This is a genomic window from Agaribacillus sp. DX54 (assembly GCF_056858335.1).
This window is the reverse complement of record NZ_JBXEQE010000023.1, coordinates 74,198-97,108: the sequence shown is the minus strand read 5'-3', so window position 1 is coordinate 97,108 and position 22,911 is coordinate 74,198. Positions and strand designations below refer to the sequence as shown.

Annotated in this window: 14 protein-coding genes; all 14 read right to left on the bottom strand. The window is 42.3% G+C overall.

The genetic code is table 11. The features are described 5' to 3' along the window. Position 1: 1 nt before the first annotated feature. The gene (locus AC04NP_RS21305) at positions 2–3,352 is read right to left on the bottom strand and encodes a hypothetical protein (protein ID WP_482861968.1); all 3,351 of its coding nucleotides are present in this window, start codon (positions 3,350–3,352) and stop codon (positions 2–4) included. Further along, entirely contained in the window at positions 3,349–3,936 is a 588-nt protein-coding gene (locus AC04NP_RS21300; protein ID WP_482861967.1) for a hypothetical protein, read from the bottom strand. Before AC04NP_RS21300 ends, AC04NP_RS21305 begins: the two co-directional genes overlap by 4 nt. Then, positions 3,929–4,351: an OmpH/Skp family outer membrane protein gene (locus AC04NP_RS21295; protein WP_482861966.1), complete on the bottom strand. Its 423-nt coding sequence runs from the start codon at positions 4,349–4,351 to the stop codon at positions 3,929–3,931. Before AC04NP_RS21295 ends, AC04NP_RS21300 begins: the two co-directional genes overlap by 8 nt. A gap of 114 nt (positions 4,352–4,465) precedes the next feature. Then, a complete protein-coding gene (locus AC04NP_RS21290; protein WP_482861965.1) occupies positions 4,466–5,254 on the bottom strand; it encodes a hypothetical protein in 789 nt (262 codons plus the stop codon). A 9-nt stretch (positions 5,255–5,263) separates the two neighbouring features. Then, positions 5,264–6,445 carry a hypothetical protein gene (locus tag AC04NP_RS21285; RefSeq protein WP_482861964.1) on the bottom strand — a complete coding sequence of 394 codons (1,182 nt, stop codon included), beginning with the start codon at positions 6,443–6,445 and terminating at the stop codon, positions 5,264–5,266. 614 nt (positions 6,446–7,059) lie between these two features. Next, positions 7,060–9,369, bottom strand: a complete 2,310-nt coding sequence (locus tag AC04NP_RS21280; RefSeq protein WP_482861963.1) for a TonB-dependent receptor — start codon at positions 9,367–9,369, stop codon at positions 7,060–7,062. Between the two features lie 71 nt (positions 9,370–9,440). Beyond that, on the bottom strand, positions 9,441–9,728 hold the full coding sequence (locus AC04NP_RS21275; RefSeq protein WP_482861962.1) for a hypothetical protein: 288 nt from the start codon (positions 9,726–9,728) through the stop codon (positions 9,441–9,443). Positions 9,729–10,481: 753 nt separating this feature from the next. Next, entirely contained in the window at positions 10,482–11,618 is a 1,137-nt protein-coding gene (locus AC04NP_RS21270) for a glycoside hydrolase family 76 protein (protein ID WP_482861961.1), read from the bottom strand. Between the two features lie 64 nt (positions 11,619–11,682). Further along, on the bottom strand, positions 11,683–12,606 hold the full coding sequence (locus AC04NP_RS21265) for a PorP/SprF family type IX secretion system membrane protein (RefSeq protein ID WP_482861960.1): 924 nt from the start codon (positions 12,604–12,606) through the stop codon (positions 11,683–11,685). An 11-nt stretch (positions 12,607–12,617) separates the two neighbouring features. Continuing rightward, the gene (locus AC04NP_RS21260; RefSeq protein WP_482861959.1) at positions 12,618–15,242 is read right to left on the bottom strand and encodes a T9SS type B sorting domain-containing protein; all 2,625 of its coding nucleotides are present in this window, start codon (positions 15,240–15,242) and stop codon (positions 12,618–12,620) included. A gap of 98 nt (positions 15,243–15,340) precedes the next feature. Beyond that, the gene (locus AC04NP_RS21255; RefSeq protein ID WP_482861958.1) at positions 15,341–17,146 is read right to left on the bottom strand and encodes a RagB/SusD family nutrient uptake outer membrane protein; all 1,806 of its coding nucleotides are present in this window, start codon (positions 17,144–17,146) and stop codon (positions 15,341–15,343) included. A gap of 14 nt (positions 17,147–17,160) precedes the next feature. Continuing rightward, positions 17,161–20,595, bottom strand: coding sequence for a SusC/RagA family TonB-linked outer membrane protein (locus tag AC04NP_RS21250; protein WP_482861957.1), 3,435 nt, complete (start codon positions 20,593–20,595; stop codon positions 17,161–17,163). Positions 20,596–20,763: 168 nt separating this feature from the next. Continuing rightward, complete coding sequence (locus tag AC04NP_RS21245) at positions 20,764–21,753, bottom strand: FecR family protein (protein ID WP_482861956.1); 990 nt, start codon at positions 21,751–21,753, stop codon at positions 20,764–20,766. Positions 21,754–21,899: 146 nt separating this feature from the next. Then, positions 21,900–22,505 (bottom strand): sigma-70 family RNA polymerase sigma factor, encoded by a 606-nt coding sequence (locus AC04NP_RS21240; protein ID WP_482861955.1) that lies wholly within the window; start codon positions 22,503–22,505, stop codon positions 21,900–21,902. Positions 22,506–22,911 lie beyond the last annotated feature (406 nt).

Sequence of the window (22,911 nt, the reverse complement as noted above, 5' to 3'; positions counted from 1 at the left end):
ATCATTGGTTAGGTATCACAATTGTTTTATTATAGGTTTTTTCTATGCCGGGAATACTGGGGTCATTCAAGGCAGTCATATTGCCCGCATCCACTTCCAGTTGGTTCCGCCTTCCCGATCGAATGAGCATGGCGTCATACGAATCCTCTTCCAACACGCCTTCACTGTGTAAAAGATGAACCCCGTCTTCCTTTCCCAGGTAAACTGCCAGTACCAGCGGTTCTTTAAATTCACTATCACTTGAATACAAAAAGATCTCATCCCCGGGAAACAGGGCATTTTCGCCCATGACAGTTGAGAATTCATAGGTGGCCTGATCTTGTTCTGAAAGTCGCCGTACCGCTTCAACAGAAAATTGGACCCCTATATTTTTATAGGCCGCACCCATACCCTGGTACTGGGTAAAAGCCGGAATATTGTATTGGTAGACAGGTTCATCAAAGTTGTTGTTTACGGAAGTAAGAACAGGATTACCCGTCAACTTATTCCATTTCAAATGGGTGGTTTTAACAAATGATCCACCGTCATAAGCATCGACGCTTTCCAATATCCCCTTACGGAATATGACTTTACTGACTTTGGCATTACCGTCGTTCAAATTAAAATTCGCATTTTCATCGATCAGATCGGAGGTTACATCAGGATCCACCATTGGCATCATTTGCATGGCCGTCTTATGCTGAACATAGGCGTAATCATCGGTTTCATAATCTATTCGCATTTCGGCACCGGAGGGTAGTTGTATTTTACTCAAACTCCAGGAGGCGACATTGGCGTCGATCGTTGCCTTTTGCAGTGGATTTTGTTCAACATAAGGAAAATCTTTATTTTTTTCGTAGTTGTTCGGCGGATACGGTTTGTAGTTACCCCAACGGTCATAGGCAAGATTATCATACGATGGATTACTCTGATGATAGGTAAAAACATAGGGGTTGAATTGACCTTTTCTACTATTTCCATATTCAAACCAGACCTTTTTCAAGGTTAGTTTTCCTTCTCCCGACGGATTATTATATACTCCCTGACATAAAGAATAGTCATAGTGGAAATTAACAGTTTTGATGGTATAGTTATGTCCGGAAGCGCGGCTATACAATTTTATTTGTGAAAGGGATTTTAATGTTTTGCCCGTATCGTTACTGTCTTGCAGCTTTGTCGCTACGCCCCTGCCATCGTTCCTGTCCTGCAGGGTAAAGGTGGCTATGTGTGATTTGGTTTCGGCTTGTGTTAAATACCAAATATCTTTCTTGCCATAGACAAATTGTCCTTTATCATCTCTCGGATCGGTTTCCCAACCTTCAATGAAATGTGCCCGGGAGTAGGGATCCCTCCATTTATAGGGGTCTGCCTCCGAGGTCGTTTTCTGATAGGTGAATTTCACCCAATAGCCCAGGTCATCCTCGCTCACCCCATCTCCGGTTACGTCCACATAGTCAGGACCGACTATGGAGGTTAATAAGTAGGAATGAGCATAAGCGGGTATTTCTACGCGTTTAAGGTATTGATCTGTGTGGTCATACTTAGCATAGGGGGGATCTCCATTTTCACCACCACAGTTACCATTATCGCAAACATCTACCCGGGAAACATCTTCGGCTTGTTTGTCAGTGCTGTAAATGACATCTTCCCGATAGTTATTGTAGGCTGGAATGGCATAATTATATCTAAGTCCGCCGGGTGTAAGCGCTGTAAGCCCGGCCGGGTGGTGGCCAGGCAAGGTGGTGCGATCAAAATTCCGTAAAGTACCGTTATGGCCTTTATAAGTAACTTTGAACAAAGCATTCAGCGCGGTTCCATTAGCAGTCAATAGCTCATCATTAGTAATTGATTGAATCACCTGATTTCTCGGTTTCCTTTCACCGTTATCTTCATTTATTGCCGTAAGCGGTGCATTCCAGTTATTTCTTTCTAATGTTTGGCTTGCTTCAGGCTCAGAATTAGTTCCCTTTAATTGAACCCTGACCGCTTCATCACCACCTAATTTTTGAAGTGTTTCCATGCTTTCACTGGTTGGTTCGCCATGTACTTTAAAGTACCAGGGCTCATAAACTTTATTGACATTACTTTTGGTGAAAGCGCCTGCACCAGCCATGTCATTACGATCTGACCATTTTCCGGATTTGGACTCCGAATGATTTAATGTCAGGTTTACGCCGGCGTGAACTAATGTAGGTGCACCTTCTATCCCTGCAGATCCGCCTGTGGATTTGGAAACAGTTTCCGGATCGCGAACAATACCATAGTCATTTCTTTTAGGTCTGTACATCGCTCCGACACCTTGGCCAGTAACAGAATAAATATCATAGGTAAGTGAAGGAATCGCCAGATTAGGGGTTTCTTTACTCACTATGCCATCTTTTTCCCGGTTAAAATCAAGTACATCCCGGTCGGCAGTGGCAAATTGATAATTCATATAACCAAAGGCATTGGACTTTACCCTCTTTTGGTCTTCTTTAAGCCATTGCTCACTGTAAAAACCTTCGATGGTGGCATTTAGAAAAATTCCCCACCATGCCGATCCGGCTTTAAATTCGGCTGCAATACTCATATTTCGCATGGGCATACTTACCTGGGGCGTATATCCCTGTGCCAACAATGAAATTGAAGTCCCTAATATGATGGGTCTCGAAGTTAAAGGGCCTAAATCGTTTACATAAGAGAGGTTGACACTGTTTAAGCCCTGCTTTGAATTGTATCCGGCTCCTATACCAAAATCACCGATTTCAGTTCCCAAAGTCAAATTTGGATTAACGCCGATCCCTTCTTTAGGGTCGAGACTTACTCTTAAACCGATACCACCGGTCATACCCCTTCCCAGTGTCCTGCCAAAACCAGTGGAACCATCGATACTGTAGCCAAATCCCTTATAGTTGTTTTGTGATACACTAAGACCTAATCCCAGATTTGCCCCACCAAAAACCTCCACGTCAGCGTCAGCGGACAGACCGACTGTGACGCTGGGCTTAATTGACATTTTAGTATAGATTTCATCTCCTTTAAACTCATCGGGCAAGCCGCGCATTTGCCGGTTAATGGCTCCCGGGTTTAAGCTGAATCCAAGCCCTACCCAGCTTGCTTCCTGATCCATGGTAATACCCGATTGATAGGATAGGTTGAAGGGATATCCACCGTTGGGGCCGGGCAATTCAAAAAGTGGAATGTTATAGCTAAAATCACCGGTAAAGAGATCGACCATGTCCGAAACCCCGGCGGGCTGGAAGGACTGCATTTCAGGTTGACTGGGTCCGGAGGTAAGTGCGTAAGTAGCAGGAATCTGTGCCACTTGAAAAAACATCAGCAAAACAAAGAAGATAGCTAGCTGTTTTCTACTACGTCGTATCAATTTAATCATACTTCGAGATTTGGAATATTCGTTTTAGATACCTTTATTTTTATAGGAACACCACCAAACAGGGGTGAATCGATAATCAGTTGTGCTTCCTGATTTCCTTTGAATTTGTTTTCAAACGCCAACATAAAAGTTCTGCCGGATTTCAGGTCAATCGACCTTTCGAAATGGAAAAGAATGCAAGGAAGGGTTTCCTCTGCCTCCCTCAGATAAATATCATTTTGAAAGGTATAAGACAGATAATAGATCTTCCTTTGTTTGTCCGCCATACTTTCAATGCCATAATTAATAAAATCGGTAGCGCCATCACTCATGCCAATTTCCAATTTGTAATACTGGAGATCATCGGCCACTGTGGATGAAGGTGATTTTTCAGTGGCTTCACCGTTATATTGCCTTAACAATTGCAAGTATGCCGGGGGCTGGTATTGTAAATCAAAAAAATAATCCCCCACTTTCTTGTGGGCACGAAGATGGTTATCGTAGTCCTGTACCCAATCGATGTAATCGCTTTGGCTTAGATTACTTTGACAACCCACCCACCAAACTGTGGCAATTCCCAGTAAAAAAGTGCTGTACTTATTCATCACCTTCGTAACGTTTATTGCAATACTCGATTACCTCCTCAGTAATGTCACAGGCATCTCTGGCAAACATTAGATTTCCGGAACCCGTCGCTCCATAAATGAAGTTCAAATCGTTGGCATGCCCGTAATCGCTGATGTACTGGTTGATTTGTTTCCAGATTTCCACGGTATACTGATTTGACATATTTTCAAAAAAAACCTGAAGTCTTATCTTCTCTTGTTCCAGTCTGGAATCATCATAAAAACTGGCCAAAGAGTCTATACTTTTAGCCTGATCGGATCGTAGCGTTGCTAACCTTTCTTTCATGGATTTTGTTCCTTTAAAGCGGTTGAAAACAAGTTCATTGGTTATAAATACAGACTTTTTATGGTGATCAAGTCGATATACATATACGATCAGTGCTATTGCTATCAAAAAATTGAAGCAGATTAAAATACTTTTTATCATTGGCTTATTTACTATATCTAATTGAGAAAAAGTCCTGTAAAACCATGATAGGTTTTTACTAAAAAATGTATCACCTTTATTTCAATCAAAATCAGATACAGGCAGTATGCTTTGTTTTAATGGTTCTACAAAAATTGTATTTACACTATTTTTTTCTTCGGAACAGGTTAATTGAAGCATTTTCTGTTGCTCATTCCCACAAGCATCTACTACATGAAGCATTACAAAATATGCTGGCGTTACATCTACTTGAATGGCCGATGTTTTTCCCGGTGTTCTGATTTCCTCTGAAATTGGTTGATATAATAAATTTGTTCTGGCATCATTTAAAATGTACCAATTGACCGAATAGGGTGTCCTTCCATGGTTGATGTTACCATAAAATTCAATCAAATTACCTTCCGGGGAATCACATTTTAAACTTTGAGGATTGACTATGAGATCGATCAATATTTCATTTTCCACTCCCTCCATCAGTTTAAAGGCAGCTTCTACCTTATGGCCTAGTTCATCCTGGATTTTCATATGGTAAACCTGATTGTAATGGACAGGAATTATTTTCGATAGGTCGATATTGAAATAATTAGCCCCATAAACTTTCCCAAGCATAACTGTAGCCAATGGTTCCATTTTCCAATTCAATATCTGCAAAGGGATCTCTTTGGATTTACCATATTTATCATCGTATTGAAAGCTCAAAAGATGGTCATGAATTTCAAATACTTCGTTATCAGAAGCTTCGCAAATGTTAAAATAATAGGGTTGTTTATCCTTTTTATTATCTAAAAGCTGAGCAGGGCCCGCGAACGAAAAACCCACGAACAAAATGCATAAAATCCATTTCAGACTTTCCATATTTTTGCTTTGCATAAGGCTTGATTATTTTTTTGAATTCGAAATTTTGCTGATTCCTACTCTAAATACCCATGGCGAACTATTTTGAACTTCTTTCAATTGATCATTAAGATTATAAAGTAGACTTATATTCATCGCAAAAAGTCCCGAAGATGGTACAATTACACCACCACCGACTAAAAAAGAATGTCTGTCTACTGCCAGATTCTCCAGGTTCTCTACCTGTGGATTTAATATGTACTCCGCTTGTAAATAGCCTTTCCGATTAAGAAATTCCTGCTTGATAAATTGCCTCAAACCAAGGGAGCTTTGATAAGCGGTTCTTTTTTGTTCGTAAAATTGAATAATGGGCCCCATACCCACGGAAAAGTTATCGAACAGGTGCATCCCTACAGCTGGAGTCAGTTGCACAACTTTCTCCTCCGGATTAGCAACTCCGATAATGCCTTCAAAATAGGCCCTGTCCCAAAATTTCCCTTTTTCCTTTAGATTCAGCACCACATGATCATTTGAAAGGTACTTTTCTTTGAGGGCTATACGTTGCTCTTTTAAATTGATGGATTTGAGGCTGTCTATTTTTTCGAGGTATTCCGATGGTAATTGTTGCGCTGCAAGCTTTGGCAGTTGAGAAGCAAACTCCGGCGACAAATACTTATCGGAAAAATTGTCATGTATCCCCTCGATATGATTTCCCTCTGCAGGAATAGTAAAAAATTTGCGGTTAATCCGATTGATAAGCTCTTCCTCTGACACTCCCTGTTTAATGCCTGAAATCGGCATGTTATCGATACCTAAAGAGTCATAAAAATCCCTGATCATTCGCTCAGAAATAATTTTTTTTGATGACAATAAGGAATCAAGGGTTGGACTAAAAGATGACAATTTGGAAAGCTGATCCTTTTCTATCCACTGCTTCAGGCTATCTGCTTTTCCTTTTTCCCGGAGATTCCTAAAACTGTTGGAAAGGTTATTTTGGGAGAAGTTTTTTATGCTGTCTGTAGTTGTCTCAATGAGAAAACGTTCAATACTGTCGGCTTTTGGGATTTTGTTTCGCTCGTTCAGATAATCCTCAATCCAGGAAAGACTATCCTTCAGCTTACCTTTTTTTTCTTCAATAATACTCTCCGGTTGCTTCTGCGGAATGACTTCCTTCTTACCCTTGCCTTTTTCCACCGAAGTAGTTTGACCATAACCGGTATTACCCATAAAAAATACTAAAAAAAAGAAGTAAAAAGACCTACACATGCTGATTCTCCTATAGCTGTAGTGAAAAAAAATGTTTAAGACCGGTAGAAAGTTAGGAATGAAACAAAGGTAAAAAAATCGCTAACTGATATAAATATTACATGTTATTTATTTTATACATTTCACACAAAAATTCATGGTGTGCATTAGCAAAATAATCATAAATAACTTATTATTAGATATTTATATACAAAAATGATATTTACTTATGCACATAACATTTAATTACTAATCTACATCCGTGTAATATTTCAACCTTTTTATGCCTTTTTTAAAATTTTTATCACGCAACTAATATTTTGCCCATAAGTAGACCAAAAGGACTATTTGGGCAAAAGGAGGTGAAACAGATGGATAATAACGGCATTTAGCAAATAGCTTTTACCCGGCTTTCATGGTAAAACCCATCAAAAATTAACGTTTCTAGCCCGTATGGACACTTTTCCAAAATTAGCGTGTCAAACTCAGGAAAAAATGACAGAGGTAACATCCGGTTTCATTGATGCTATGCGTGTTCAATAAATTTCCCGAAGAGAGGTCTTTAACTGTTTGAAGATCTCTCTTCGGGAAATTTATTAGCTCATTGATCTAAAATTCACTTTCAATGTTACACCCCACATTCTGGGCTGGCTGAGTAGAAAAACGCGGGTAGCCCAGGTTCTGTATTTAACATCACTTAAATTTCGGCCCCAGAATGCCACCTCATAATTTCTGTACGACATTCCGAGCCTGGCATTGTAGAGATGATAGGGTGATTGTCGAACTACATTATCAAAATTGAAATAGTGCTCACCTGTATACCTGTGCTCGCCCCGTACAAAGACCGCAATACTTTTACCCAGTGGTTTTGTGTATTGTGCTGCTAAAAAAGAAGCAACAGGAGGGTTAAACAAAGGTTTATTCCCTGAAAAGTCGCGATTTTCCCCGTTAGAAAATACAACTAAATTTTCGTATTCCGCCCTGCTCAGGCTACCTGTCCATTGTATCCGAAGGTTTGGAAAAGGTAATGCCTCCAATTCCAGTTCCAAACCCAGATTATTCATATCACCCGTGTTGCGCGTTAAGAAAAAAGCATCTTCAATTACGTTCACCTGCTGATCACGCTGTTGTAAATAAAAACTGATAACGTTGAGTCGTAATTTGTTATTGAAAAAAGTACTCTTTACGCCTATTTCATAATTATCTGAGTATTCCGGGTCAAAAGGGATGTCATCGGCATCAGGGGCAAAAGCATTTAACCCTCCTGCTCTGAAACCCCTGGCATACTGTGCGTAAACCATGGTTGCTGTATTGAATTGATAGGCGAGGTTAACCTTTGGCGTGAAGGCATCAAAAGACGTTTCGAAATCGGTCAGCGGTTGGTTTGAAGACACCTCACCATCCGGCTGGATGGTTATTCTTTCCTGCGCCAGTTCCCTGACCTCATAATCATAGCGCAATCCGGGAGTAAAGGAAAGTTTATCGGTAAGCTGATAAGTAAGTTGGCCAAAAAAGGCAATGCCCCGGTTGTTGAATTCACTGTTTCTCCGGGTTGTAAATCCACCCCCCTCAGGTGTTCGAAAAGTAGCGTTTTCATTGCTGCCATCAGGTGCCACCCAACCAAAAGTACCTATTGTCCACGCCAACACCGACGACTTATTTTGAGCGGAAGAAACGCGAAACTCCTGGGTAAAAGTCCCGATATCCCAGTCGTTTTGCACCTTTCTCAAGTCAGCCCCCGTAAAGTCTACATCCAGCAATTCCGGGAATCCCCTTTCATAACGCTGATAAGCAGATATGGCATGAAAATTCACATGATCGCCGCTATAAGTCGCTTTGACCGAAGCATTGTAATTGTGCCGCCGTTCGATATTGGGCGAGTTTCGCGCAACGGTGTAAGGGTTGGCAAAAAGAAGGCTGTCTGATGTAACCCACGGATAGCTTCCCTGATCTTCATTTCGTTCATATCGCATATTCAGGGCAAAATCCCATTTTGGCGAAGCAATGTAAACCAGGTTTAATCCTGTGGAGATACTTTGAGGGCGATCAAAATCATCATCGGTAATGGTATTGGTATATACCCCGGACCGCTGATCAAAAAGTCCTGACACCCCCAGAAAAAGTTTGTTTTTAGCCAACGGAGTACGGTAACTGGCAGAATAACGCTGCTGCCCGAAGTTACCGAGCCCTATTTCCACAGTACCTTCAGCATTATTATCGGGCTTTTTAGTTACAATGTTGACTACACCGCCAAAGGCATTGCGGCCATACAATGTGCCCTGCGGCCCGCGTAATATTTCTATGCGTTCCACATTATTAAAAGTCATAGGTACAGAAAAAGATTCAAACTGATATACACCATCGATGTAAGTGGCTACAGCCGTTTGAGAATGAAGGCCCATGACTCCCCGGATGTTCATAAACAACGAACTGGTGCTTCCTCCATGCTCTACCGTCTGCAGGCTTGGCGCTAATGCGCTCATATCGCTGAATGACCATATGCGGTATTCTTCCAAATCTTTCGCCTCCAGTACCGAGACGGCCACTGGTGTACGCTGCAATTCCGTTTCTTTCTTCTCAGCCGTTATTACTACCTGATCCAGAGATTTAATGCTTGGTGGCAGGTTGACAGTCAGGCTGGCTTCCTGTCCCTTTTGCACGGTCAGGTTTTCTATCCTTGTAGCATAGCCGACAGCGCTAAAGGACAACTGGTATTTTCCCGGTTTAAGATCGAGATTAAAGTAGCCTAGTTCGTCGGCCTGGGTACCCTTTGTGCTATTTAAAACAGCAATTGAAGCAAAAGGAATTCCTTCTCCCTCGTTGGATTTAACCATGCCCGTAACATTTTGTCCATGGACAGTGGCGCTCAAAGCCAGGGCAATGAGCCAAATAATATTTTTTTTCATCTAAGTTTAGTTTTAAGACACATATTGAAAGGAACCAATTGTTGATTCCGGTAAATTTGAAGCGGTGTGTCTTAAACTTTGGGAGGCGGTATGGGCACTTTCAGCGTAAGAGAGTGATAATGTTCTGCGTTATAGCCGGAAACAGAATTTTCACACGCTGTCGAGAACAAATGCCAGTCGGTTTTGAGTAACTCAAAATACAATGGGAACAGCACTAAAATCGTAGCAATACCTTTGGCATCTCTATGCTCTTCCGGACTGTCTACAATAGAAAGTTGCTCTGATAAATAACACCTGGCATTACACTTTGTAATAGTTTGGTCTTTGTTCACACAAAACCGGTCTATTATTTGCTCCAAATTTAAAATATAGTAGGCGGTGAATCCCAATTGATAAAGAGGTCCGTAAGTAACACAAAGCAAAAGAGTGATTGCAACAAGTTTTTTCACATTGATTACACAGTCTTATTCATATTTAGCACAATGATCATCTATCATCAAAGGCAACCTCCCCTCCGGTTTACAATATGTTGTCCGGCTTCCATTGTCACCGTTGGCAACAGGAAATCACATTGCCAGCGCAAAGGTAAGGGAAATGAATCAATCTATCCAGGCTCTCTGCAAAATTCACGGTTGCATTTACCTACCCAAGCCTGATCAATCATTTCATAACGCACTTGGCTGAGGAAAAAGAACCCGACTTTGCTTCCCTTTTTATACCATTGTTAACTTCCCCTGGCATTTTCAAAAGTTTGGTATTACCTGGCCGCAGGCTTGTTGTATCAGGTGGCGCAGGTATGCACGTTGCCAGTTCCGGACAGATGATCATTTTCTATCCACTGCTTCAGACTATCTGATTTTTCTATCGCTGTATTGAAAAAAAAATGCGTGCTCATCTTCGCAGGGGCACGCGTTACCTCCGCTCAATGCGTGCTGGCTTTCATTATTTTCGAAAAAAACGTTGTGTAACACCCGCGGGACGCTTGCGCCATCCGGTTCTATGGTGTGACTCCCCCTTGAGGGCGGCAGGGGGGTGCCGGTCTTTAAAGCAAATAAAATTTGGGGCCAATCGAAACATAATACTTATCGGACAGCCCCAGTTAACATCCATTATTACTGCTCGGGAGGATAAACCTGCATGATCCCCACCGCGCTGGAGGCTTCGTAGGATTGAAAATCACCTTCAGGACATTTCACGGTATAGTCTCTATACATCAGGTTGCGAGTGACGTCCCTGTTTGACCAGGCCAAAGCAGCATTTTTTCTTAACCATGTTAAATATTGTCCATGCTCACCCTCCTCAATCAGCATATACAAATACCGGGCAAAAATAGCTTTGAGGACACCCTGTTCATTCCAATCTCCTTCAGCGGGCAGGATCCCGTTACTATCTGACATTTCTTTCCGGGTATATTCCGCCGCCAACCTGGCATCACTTAAATAAGACCCGCTTCCTGTCACGCTGTACAACATCACAGCCGCACCAATACATACACCCTGATTATAGGTATAGTCTTCAAATCCCGGGGGGTGATTCCCCACAATATGATCAGCAACGCGCCCTGTCGTTGATTCAAAGAGGTTCTTGCGGGACCAACTATAAATGTTCTTTGCTTTTGCCAGATAAGCATCTTCGCCTGTTATGTTGTATAAATACATAGCACCAATAACCGTAGGGTAATTGATACAGGCATTTTTGCCTTCTACTTTCCAGCTCCACAGCATGCCGCCATCTATCGGATCAAAAGCCTCTTCCCAGACAAAATTAAACCCGTCAATGGCTTTATCGAGATATTCCTGATCTGCTGTAATTTCATAGCCCCTGGCCAATGCTATTATCCACCACATCATATCGTCATAGATGAAATCGTTTACGGTTTTGACATCATGCCAATTAAAATTTGAATACGCATTGTTTCCTCCCTCATATACTTCCTTAAGCAAATCAAGATATTCCGGACTTTTCGTGCGAAGGTAAGCATCCATCACGATATCCCAAAATATAGCTTGTGTCCACCCTTCGGCCAGTTCAATTCGTTTGGTTGTGCGGTAATACAGCCTGGCATCCGTATCATAAAAATACTGGTTAAAAGCCTCAAACGCCTTGGTGGCATCTTCATCAGTATAAGGCGCTATTCCCTCATTATCAGGAATATGAGCCTCCGGTTCCCGCTTTTCATCAGGCTTATCGCTGCAACTTACACCCGCCAAAAGGCAAAAAATCAATGGGTAAATTTCTTTTGCAATCATGTTAATACTATTATTTATTGACTTCAAAATTTTGTTTTAAATGATTTAATTTCACCGGACCAGATCAATCTATCCTTAACCGCAATGCCAATTCAAAATTGCTGCCGGCATTTCCGTCATATTCTGTCGATTCTGTGGTAAACATTGAACTAAAAGCAACAAAGTTTTTTATCTCGGCACCCAGGCCGAACGTGGCACTCTTAGAAGTGTGATACATGGTGAAAAAATTCAGCTTTTCGTCTAAAAAGTTTATTTGCGCTCCGATATCTACGACTTCCTGATACTCCTTCACTTTCCGGTATAGTGCTTTGGGTCTTAAACTGATAGCATTCGTTCCCGCTCTCAACAAAATATGATAACTGGCCGCTACAAAAACAACAGGCTGTCTTAAAGAGGTAATCATATTTTCATTATGATCATAAATCAACGACCCCAGGTGTAATCCCGCAGCCTGAATGTTAAGATCTTTCATGGTGTATGACAGGCCAAAATCCCCATCCAATTGTATCCCGGTATCATTAAAATCTGCCACTACCGGATCTCCGGGATCTCCAATTATTTCATCAATATCGATACTTTCATCGACCGCCCCGAGAGACAGCCCGAAAGAAAGGTTTTTATCTTCGGCTAAGGAAATATGATATGAATAATTAGCCAGAAAGCGTGTTCCTTTCAATATTCCCATTTCTTGCCTGAATACGGCTATGCCCAGGCCTACACTTTTGCTGTAACCGTAATCTGCTGTTACATATTGCGTATTTGTTCCGGAACTCATGCTACTGGCCCTTTGCTGATATGAAAGCGTGATTTTAAGGTTTTCCTCGACGCCCGACATAGCAGGATTAAAGGCAAACTGATTGAGAAAATATACAGATCCTGACGGACTTAACTGAGCATATCCTTTCTGGGCAGAAAATAGCGGAAGCAGGCCTATGATTACCCACCTGAAACCGCTTCTGAAAATAGATGTATAGTCAATGTGTTGCATTTTTTTACCGATTAATTGTGAAGAATTGTTAATGTGCCCTTAACGATTGGAATGCCAGAGCCTAAATCGATTATGTAATAATAAGTTCCTGATGACAATATGCTTCCCTGGAATGTACCGTCCCAGCTATTATCATAATCTTCGCGGTCAAATACGACACGGCCTTCCAGGTCATACACCCTGACATGATTTCCCGGATAGGTATTGATATTCCATACTACCCAGGTATCATTTTTTGTATCGCCATTTGGCGTAAGAATATTGCTCGATTCAATGAGATAGGGGCTGCCTTCCATCTGCACAACTGATGTTGCATCCTTCGTGCAACCTTCCGATGTACTGGCCCATACAACATATACATAATTCTGATTCGGTTTTATGGTGATGGTTTCACCATTCAGGTCACTTAAAATTCCGGGGCCTTCCTCCCATTGGTAGTTATAATCTCCCTCACCTGTTACCGTCAACGCGATAATATCACCGCGGGATACTTTCTCGGAGGTATAATTTCCTGTAATTTCAATGCCTAACTCATAAGCAATCACCTTAAACTCCCTGCTAAAACTATCCGTGCCGCCATTCAATGTGCCGCCATCATCAGTTACAGTTACAGTCACATTTGCCTCTCCTATGATCCCTTCGTTAAGCTTATAAGTAATTTCCGCTTTTCCTTCTTTCACTTCACTTGCAGAAAGGTTACTGAACAGACTGCCATTGTCGGTTATAACCGATAAACTTAGCTTCTGATACGTTTCAGGGCCAGGCGTCAACCCTTCTACGGTAATGGTATAAGCATCCGTGTAATTACAGCTTTTCCGGTCCATTAATTCAGCCATGGTTGGTTCCTGATTAGCCCCCAATGTAGTTACCTGCACAACCGGGGTATAGGGAACCTCTTGGTCTGAACCAAGACTGTAGTCATTAAACGGTCTGACCCGGTAATAGTACATGGTCGCAACTCGCGCTTCATTATCGGTATACGAAGTAACATTTTCTCCCACCGAAGCTACCACTGTGAACTCCTCACCATCCGGAGAGCGCTCAAGATCATAACCTTTTTCATTATAGGCATTGTCTGTCCAGCTCAATGCTACCTCAGTTTCCGATAAGGGTGATGCCATCAAAGATTCAGCCGGGAGGGGAAGCTTTTCATCATAAATAGTAGTGGCTTCTACCATGTTTGAATAAATAGAATTTCCCGAAGAACTGATCGCCCTGACTTTGTAATAATAAGTGGTTAACAAATTCAGGCTGTTTTCTGTAAAAACGCTTACATCTGCTTCCACTGTATCAATGGCTGTAAACGAACTCCCATCTGTGGATTTTGCTATTTCATAACCGGATTCATTGTTTGCCACATCATCCCAACTGATAGAAATGGCGTATTCGGTCACCTCGGTAACTGTTAAATTGGCCGGTACGGCAGGTGCGTTCAAAGGTATCCCGAAGATTTGCCACTCAGCCATCTGATAAGCATCCGATCCATGATTTTCGGTCATGTTCAGGCGGTAATATTGATATAAATCACTATTGACAAAGGTGAAAGAGCGTTCCTGAAAGCGGGATGGAAAGCTTTGATTGGTCCGGGTATCAAGTATGACCCAGTTTAGTCCGTCGTTTGAACCCTCGAACGTCCAGTCTTTAGGGTCTCTTGACGGAGCATCATTCGCTGAAGTAATACTGTACTTGGTCACCAGATGGGTTGAAAAAGCAGATTTAGATTCATACTGAGTCCATAATGTGGGCGTGAATCCAACTAAAAACTTAGTATTTATATCGTTATCAATAAACTTCGGGGAGTTTTCATTTTCGTTATCATTTTCCTTGGAAACGGTTAATGTCCCTCCATCATCTGTGATATCGATAAAGGCACCACTATAATCCAAGGTAGTAACTTCGACTACCGGAGTAAAGTCAGATGTGCCGAAGGAATTGTAACTGCGAATCCGATAATAATAGGTTGTGCCCTGACTGAGATCATTATCGTAATAACTCGTTACATTGGTATTGAAATCAGCAATCTTCTGGAAAGTGATATTATCAAGGGATCTTTCGAGTTGGAAGCCCTTTTCCACCATACTGTTATCCTCCCAGGTCAGGAATATTTCATTCCCGGCCGAAGAAACAGCACTGAGGTTGGCAGGTGCTTCCGGTGCCTTTGCCTCCAGCAATCGCCACTCTCCCAGTTGAAAAGTACCTGAACCATTCAATGCGGTGATGTATAAACGATAATACGCGTAAGCTATGCTGTTCTCAATTTCAAATGCAGTCGTATTAAACCTCCCGCCCAGTTGCCTATTGGCACGGGTATCCAAAACCGTCCAGTCTGTACCGTTAGGTGAACCTTCCAAAGTCCAGTCTTTGGGATCTCTTTCGGGGGCGTCATTACCGGTTGTGAGGGTATATATACCCACTACTGCGGGTGTATTGAGCTGAAACTGTATCCACTGCAAATTATCATCGGGAAAATCCGAAAGGAATTTTGTGTTGATATCATTATCAATCACTTTGTTCGATCCTTCTGCAGCATCGCTACCGCCGCCATTTTCCACACGCACCGTAAGCGTACCTCCGGTTGCTGTAATATCCTGCGAGAAACCACGTAATGCTGCTACCGTGAAACCAGTAACACTCATAGTAATATATATTATATGTTTATAAATTTTCATTGCATTTAAAACCTAATTAAAAAAATTAAACTGCCAGGGTATGGCATGTAAAATCAGGGTACTCCTTACCAGCCTGAATTCTGCACCAGTTTTTGGTTTGTATTGATTTCGTCCTGGGGAATGGGCCACAGATAGTGACGTTTTTCAAATATGCGATTTTCGAATTGAACTTGCTGATAAAAATCTTCGATAGCAGGAGCATTAATATCCAATGCCATCATCGGGCCGTTGAACACCTCTTCGGCAATTTTCCATCTTCGGGCATCGAAATAACGTACGTTCTCAAATGCCAGTTCCACTCTTCTTTCTTTCCTGATAGCTTCCCGCATGGCAGCTTCATTGTCAGGAGCCTCCAACTCTGCGGAGCCATATTCCGGGATACCTGCCCTGTTCCTGATCAGGTTAAGGTACTTCAGGATATCCGGATTGCCCGGAGATGATTCATTAAGGGCCTCTGCGTAATCCAGGTAAATTTCTGCAAGGCGCAATATGCTGTTTGACCTGTTTCCACTTGACCAGTCGCCAAGCCCCATATTCTTCCTGACAATGTACCCTGTTGGAGAGTAATCATTTCCTCCCGCTTTTCTTCCCGAATTACCTTCAAACCAGGTCCGGGTGATGATATCACCTGTATTCCGGTTGAGCCATAGTGTATTATCATAAGTAATATTTGTGTAAAACCGCGGCTCCCGGTCTACCCATTGATTGAATGTTTCCCGTTCCATGAAATCATAGGGCGTCCGGAAACTGGAAAATCCTGATTCTTCATATCCTGATTGTGGATCGTCAATCGACCTGCCATTTGCCATAAAATAAGCATCTACCATAGCTTGCGTAGCGCCCAGTCCGCCACTGCCCCTGACTTCACCGACGCTACCCGAATGAAAGGGCGTCATTTCATATTGCCTCGATCCAATATCGGCAAAGGGACGAGCGATAATTATTTCTTCATTCCACTCATCAAGCATAACATCTCTGGTTGACAAATACGGATCAAACTGTCCGTCGCTGTTACTTTTTCTATAGAGATCAAAGGTACCCGGCACAAATTCGGTCATGAATTGCCGGTAGGATTCTGCTGCAACGCTCCATTTGTTTTCATCATAAGTCTGACTGATTAAATGTTTACCATCCGCATTCATCAGATCGGCATAGTCTGTATTTCCGTTAAACAATGGGCTGGCTGCCAATAGTAAAACCTGCGATCTGATAGCCATAGCATAGGGCCTGTTGATTCTCCCATAGGCATCATTATTGGCAGGAACATTGGGCAGGTCAAGCATCGCTTCATCGAATTCGCTGACAATATATTCAACACAGGCATCAAATGTACTCCTGGGAAGATGGATTTCCTCCACCGGCGCATCAGGCGGAAGGGGTGTTTCCCCTACAAGCACCACAGGACCAAATAAACGGATAAGGTGATAGTAAAAAATCGCCCGCAAGGCCCGCGCTTCGGCATGATATTGAATGGCTAATTGAGGAACACAATCCTGGCATTCATTTACATGCTCCATGAAATAACTTGCATTGCGGATTCCCCGGTAATAATTAGTCCACTTATCATTGACAAATCCCGTTGTCGGATTCCAGGTTCCGATGTTTATATCATTGCTCGACACAAATGACCATACATATTCTGCTTCATCGGACCCACCGGTCCATGGCCCTGCATTGTTGGCCAGATGCCTTTGCGATAACTCATCAGGAAGCACAGAATAGACATTGGCCAGGTATTGCTCTACCGTAACCTGGTTTGCAAAAGTCTGCTCCAGGGTGAGCCTGTCATCGGGTACCTGTTCCAGGTAATCACTACATGAAGCACTAACCAGGGTAATGACAACCGTTGTTAACAGAAATTTTATTCTCATTGCTTTCATGTCATTTAAAATTGAAGATTAATACCCATTGAATAGATGGTGCTATTGGGATATCGTGCACCATTAGAAGTGAAAAGTTCGGGATCCCAGATATCGAATTGGCTGAAAGTAAGAAGGTTTACACCTCTCATATATATACGTGCACTTTTCATGCTCAGCACCTTTGCAATATGTTGGGGTAAAGTATAACCCAGCTCGGCTGTTTTAAGCCTCAGAAAGTCAATGTCCCTGAGCCACCAGGTACTTGTCTGGGTATTATTATTCTGGCCTATGGCAGAAGAACCGTAGGACAATCTGGGATACATAGCATTGGGATCCGGATTTTCTTCTGTCCACCGGTCCAGTGCTACCTGATATAAGTTGGCTCCACCACCGTCGCCTCTGAATGGAATTATGCCGGTGCCACTCAGGATGATATCTGCCTCAGACTGGCCCTGGAAGAATAAACTCATATCAAAATTCCGATAGCTTAAACTGATGCCAAAACCATAGGTAAGTGCAGGAACATCGCCCTGCCCAATCTGAACCTCATCATAGGCATCGATACGACCATCTTCATTGAGATCCTTGTATTTGATATCTCCGGGCATTATTTCACCAAATTGCTCTGCAAAACCTCCGTCTTCGGGAGTAATGTATCCATCACCGTTGCTATCATCCTCAAAAGTAAATAGCCTTTCAGCTATAAATCCGTAACGCGCCAGTACCGGGTCACCCCTGCGTTCCATCCATGGATATTGTTGCTCCGGCTGACCATTCTCCAATATTTTATTTCTGTTATATGAAAAAGTTGCCCTGACGCCTATTATTAATTCTTTAAAACTTTTATCAAAATTGACCGAACCATCAAATCCTTTGTTTTCAACAATACCGATGTTACCAAAAGGATCAGCATTCAGGCCGATGTAATTCGGTATGTCAGCCCTTCCTAAAAAAGCCCCTTCGGTATATTCCTTAAATACATCAAAGATTATCCCCAGACGATAATTGAACATGTTGATTTCTATTCCCAAATCCTGCTTACGGGCATCTGCCCAGGTGACATCTACCGCATAAGAATTTTCAAAAATTCCATCATGTCTGATCCTGTCCCTTCCAAAGCTATACCCGCGATTCTGATCTTTGATCACCTCTCCTATATAGGCAAACCTGCCTGCTCCCGAAGCAGACCCTACTTTACCATCTGTATATCTGATTTTAAGAAAATCTATCACTTTGGTAAGCGGTTGAAAGAATTTCTCATTGGAAATTGCCCAACCCACGCCAAAGGCCGGAAAGAATCCATATCTGTTGGAGGGCGCAAAATTCTCAGAACCATTATAGCCCGCATTAAACTCAATAAAGTACCGATCATCATAAGCATAGGTGATTCTCCCGGCTAATCCCTGGTTTCTGAAGGGTATGGATTCCGTAAAATTTTCTGCAAATGCATTTAAATAGTCTGTTTTGTTAAACAACAGTAATCCTCCTACCCGATGCTTTTCAAAAGCCCTGTCGTAATTAAAGGAGGCTTCCAGATAAAACCGCCTGTTTCCACCGTTGGTACGGGAATAATCCAAAAAGTTTTGTCCCTGAAAAGTAGGTACCGTACCCAAATTCAAGGTCCCGTCGGGGTTCCTTGGGTTATTTACATCTACAATCCAGGTATCTTCACGTTTTCTCCGTAGAATATTGTGTTCGTTATAAGCATCGAAAGCAAACATGGCCGTGGCAGAAAGCCCTTCGGTTAAATCGTCTAAGTCTTGTGTTACCCGGAGGTTTGAATACAACTGGTTGCGGTCATGATTTTGATACCCTCTGAGTGTGGCATCGGCGTAGGGATTTCTCATACCTCCATTCGGGCTTCTTCCGGGCACAAATCCTCCGGGATACATAACCGGATACTCTACCGGGCTTATCTCAAGCGCGCCATTGAATATGGTATTGGCCGATTCTCCGGGATAATTACCTTTGGACAAGTAACCCTGAATTCCCAGATCCACCTTAGTACTAGGCGTCAGATCCATCGTAACATTAGTGGTTACATTATACCTGGTAAAGCGGGCTTTCGAGTCATATTGCGCCAGGGCATCGGTGTTGTATAAACCTGTTTCATCGTAATAGCCCAATGACACATAATACTTTGAAGTAGCTGAACCGCCATGTACATTCAGGCTGGCCTGTCGATTGTATCCGTAATCCCTGAACACTTCGTCCATCCAATTGACATCAGGATAGACAAAAGGGTCGTACTTACTGGCTGTTTTTTCAATAATCTCCTGGCTATACCGTGGCGCTTCCCCCCTGGTAGTAAGCGCTTCATTGGATAATTGCATATAATCGACACCGCCGAGTAGTTCGGGTGTTTGCGTAAAACGGGTAATCCCCTGGTTAAAATCAAATATAATCTCTGGTTTCCCTTCTTTTCCTCTTTTAGTGTTTATCAGGATCACGCCATTGGCTCCTCTGACCCCGTATACCGCCGTTGCCGAGGCATCTTTTAAAATACTGAATGACTCGATATCCTGGGGATCGATATTATTCATGGATCGTTCCACACCATCCACAAGTATCAACGGGCTGCTAACTCCGCTCATCGTGGAGATACCTCTGATCCATATATCTGCTCCGTCATAACCCGGTTCTCCGGATCTCTGGACACCGGTTATGCCGGCAAGACGCCCTGCCAGCATCGTGCTGATATCTGCTACGGGATGGTCGAGTTCACGGGCAGGAATACTGGATTGCGCACCGGTAAAGCTGATCTTGCGCTGCTCACCGAAACCCACTACAATGATGTCTTCAAGTGCCTGGACATCCGGCAACATCTGGATATTGATCTCGGTCCTGTCTTTAACCGCTATCTCTTCGCGTTGGTAACCTAAAAATGAGAAAATAAGTATGGCATTTCCATCGACTACTTCCATTTGATAATTGCCTTGTGCGTCTGTGATCAGACCATTGGTGGTACCTTTTTCCAAAATGGATACCCCCGGCAGCACTTCACCATTTTCATCGGTCACTTTCCCGGTGACCATGTGTTGAAGCTGCCCTCCTTGCAGGTTTGCCTTTTCTTCCCGTACTGCATACTTATGTTGTGAACTTCGCGGTTTCACATGAATGGTGAGCCCCACCCGTCTGAAAGCAACACCAGCCTGATAAGCTATTTTTCTTAGCAATTTTTCCATGTTCTGCTTTTCCGCAGGAAGCGTGACTAATTTATCGGGAAGTTCATCCTCCAAATAGGCAAAAGTAAAGCTGGTAAGTTCTTCTATTCTGTTAAAAACCTGATTCAGCGTGGCGTTTTCCGATTCAAAGAAAATCTCTATTTTCTTCAGATTTTTGTTTTGTGCTTCAATGTCATAGGATATGGCCAGGGTATAAAAAGAAAGCTGAAAGATTATACAGTAGAGAGCACATTTGGACATCTGCACTATTATTTTTTGTAGTTTTGTACTCATAAAAGTGGTTTTTGGTAATTGATTTATCAAAAGCGCTTAGAACCCTGATCAGTTGGGCAAACATTTGGCGATGGAACTCAACTGGTCAGGTTTATTGTAACAAGGTTAACTTGTATTATAAAATCGGCGATAATTGTACATAATTTTAGTCATTTGGTGATTACTTAGTTATTTGATGATTACTTTTTTATGGTCGATATTGTATTCAAAGTCATAAACAAAAGAGAGCCCTCGCAATACAGACTCCAGCGTCGGGTTATTGTATTTACCTGTAAAGTATTTATCTTCAGCAATGACCTTATCCAGTTGGGTGTCTACGCCATACCATCTCTCGAGTTCGGAAAGTATCGTATGGATGTTATCATTCTTAAAAACCAGGAAGTTATCTTTCCAGGCCAGTTCTTTATCCCAATCGAAATTTTGAACTTTCATTACTCCGGTCTCCCGGGCATGCGTGAGCATCTGCCCGGGTACCAGGTCAATTGCTTCAGACGAATCAGTGGATGCTTTTACACGTACTTTACCAGTAGCCACCGCAATAGATGTATGATCCTTGTTTAGCGCATAGGTGTCAATGTTAAAAGACGTACCCAATACTTCTACATGTAAACCTGCTATGTGTATAATAAATGGTTTTTTGGGATTTTCAGCCACTTCAAAAAATGCTTCCCCCATCAAAGTCACCTCTCTTTGCGCTGCTTCGAATTTATCGGGTGTGATTAGCTTGCTACTGGCATTGAGCTTTACTTTAGTACCGTCCGGTAGCGTAATAGCAACTTTCTGCCCATCCAAACTGATCTTCTCAATTAAATGGGGTATTTCGGCCTTTTCCTCCAAATAATTGTTTCGGGCTATTTCATAGAACAGGATTCCACAACAGGCAACAAGGAGCCATATAGCTACCTTCTTCCATCCTTTTATCCCTGATGAAACTGGTTGATGCACTTTAATCTCAGACCGGGCTTTGGCCAGGATACGCTCTTTGACACGGGTTTTCATGCTACCATCAAACTGATCTTTTCGACTTAGAAAGGCAAGCTTGAGCTGATTGTAGGCAATACGGTTTTTAACATCCGCCCTGAGCCAATGATCCAGTTTTACTTTTTCCTGTTCAGTCAGGCTTTCACCCGTAAGTTGCTTCAATATAATCTTATCCATAATCCATATCCTGAAATCGTAACCGATTGTGTAATGGTTATAGTAAGAGTCAAATTAACATGCTCAGGACTAGCCGAATTGCAAATATTTCATCTCTTTTAATAAAAAAAGCGAAAAAATGAGTTTTTTTTAAAGAATAGCCTGTTTTATTGAAATAAACATACCAACGCTATCATCAAAGCGGTCATGGTACGGATAGAGGGCGAAAATCTGATGACGGAAGGCTCTGAAAAATGCTGCTCTATTCTTTCACGAATTTTGGTCAGGGCAGCGATCACGTGATTTTTGACGGTATTAGGTGAAATATTGAGTTGCTCGGCCACCACATTATGTTTCATGTGTTGTTCCCGCACCATTTGGTAGACAAGCTGGCACTGTGGCGGCAATTGCTGAATAACGTTTTCTACGAAGGCCTCCAATTCCTTTCCTATCATTAAATCTTCCGGGTTAACATCCTGTACCGAACTCTTCATGTGATCGTACTGGAATGTATCGAAAGAAGCCGGGTTTAAAGAAACCAAACGAATAGCCTGATTACGTACGGAGGCAAATAGATAAGATCGTAAGTCCCGAATCCCGGACAGACCTTTGTTTGATCTCAACAAATTATAAAATACCTCCGATACGGTCTCTTCAGCATACCGCTGAGAATTTGTGAGCACTAACGCATAGGCAAAAAGACGGTCAAAGTAACATTCGTAAATGTCCGCAAATAATTTTTGTTGGTCAGTATGTAACGGACGAACTTTCAATTCAAGATTAGTTATGCACCATGTTACTGTTTTAGTTTTTACAAGAAAGTAAAAATAAATTAACATTACAATGATTTCAACCGTTTTAGATAGCTGTAGCTTGAAGATTTGCCTCAGACAATAGCACCGGCGCCCTATCCAATCCCGGTGATGATTCAGGAAACAGAACAGCAATGAAATAATTAATCTCGATGCATTAACAAATGCAGGGTTTAGTCATCGATCGTCTACTTTTGATTTTATCAGACCTCAGCCACAGATTAAAGCTTGTTTTTGAGAAGGCCGGTTGGCTTTACTGGCTTCCTACAATAGTACCTTCTTTTTATGGGGGGTAAAAGCTTTTTTGACGAAGCTTAAGATTAACCTTGTCGAACCCCATATTTTCTTTACCTAAAAATTCAGTTCA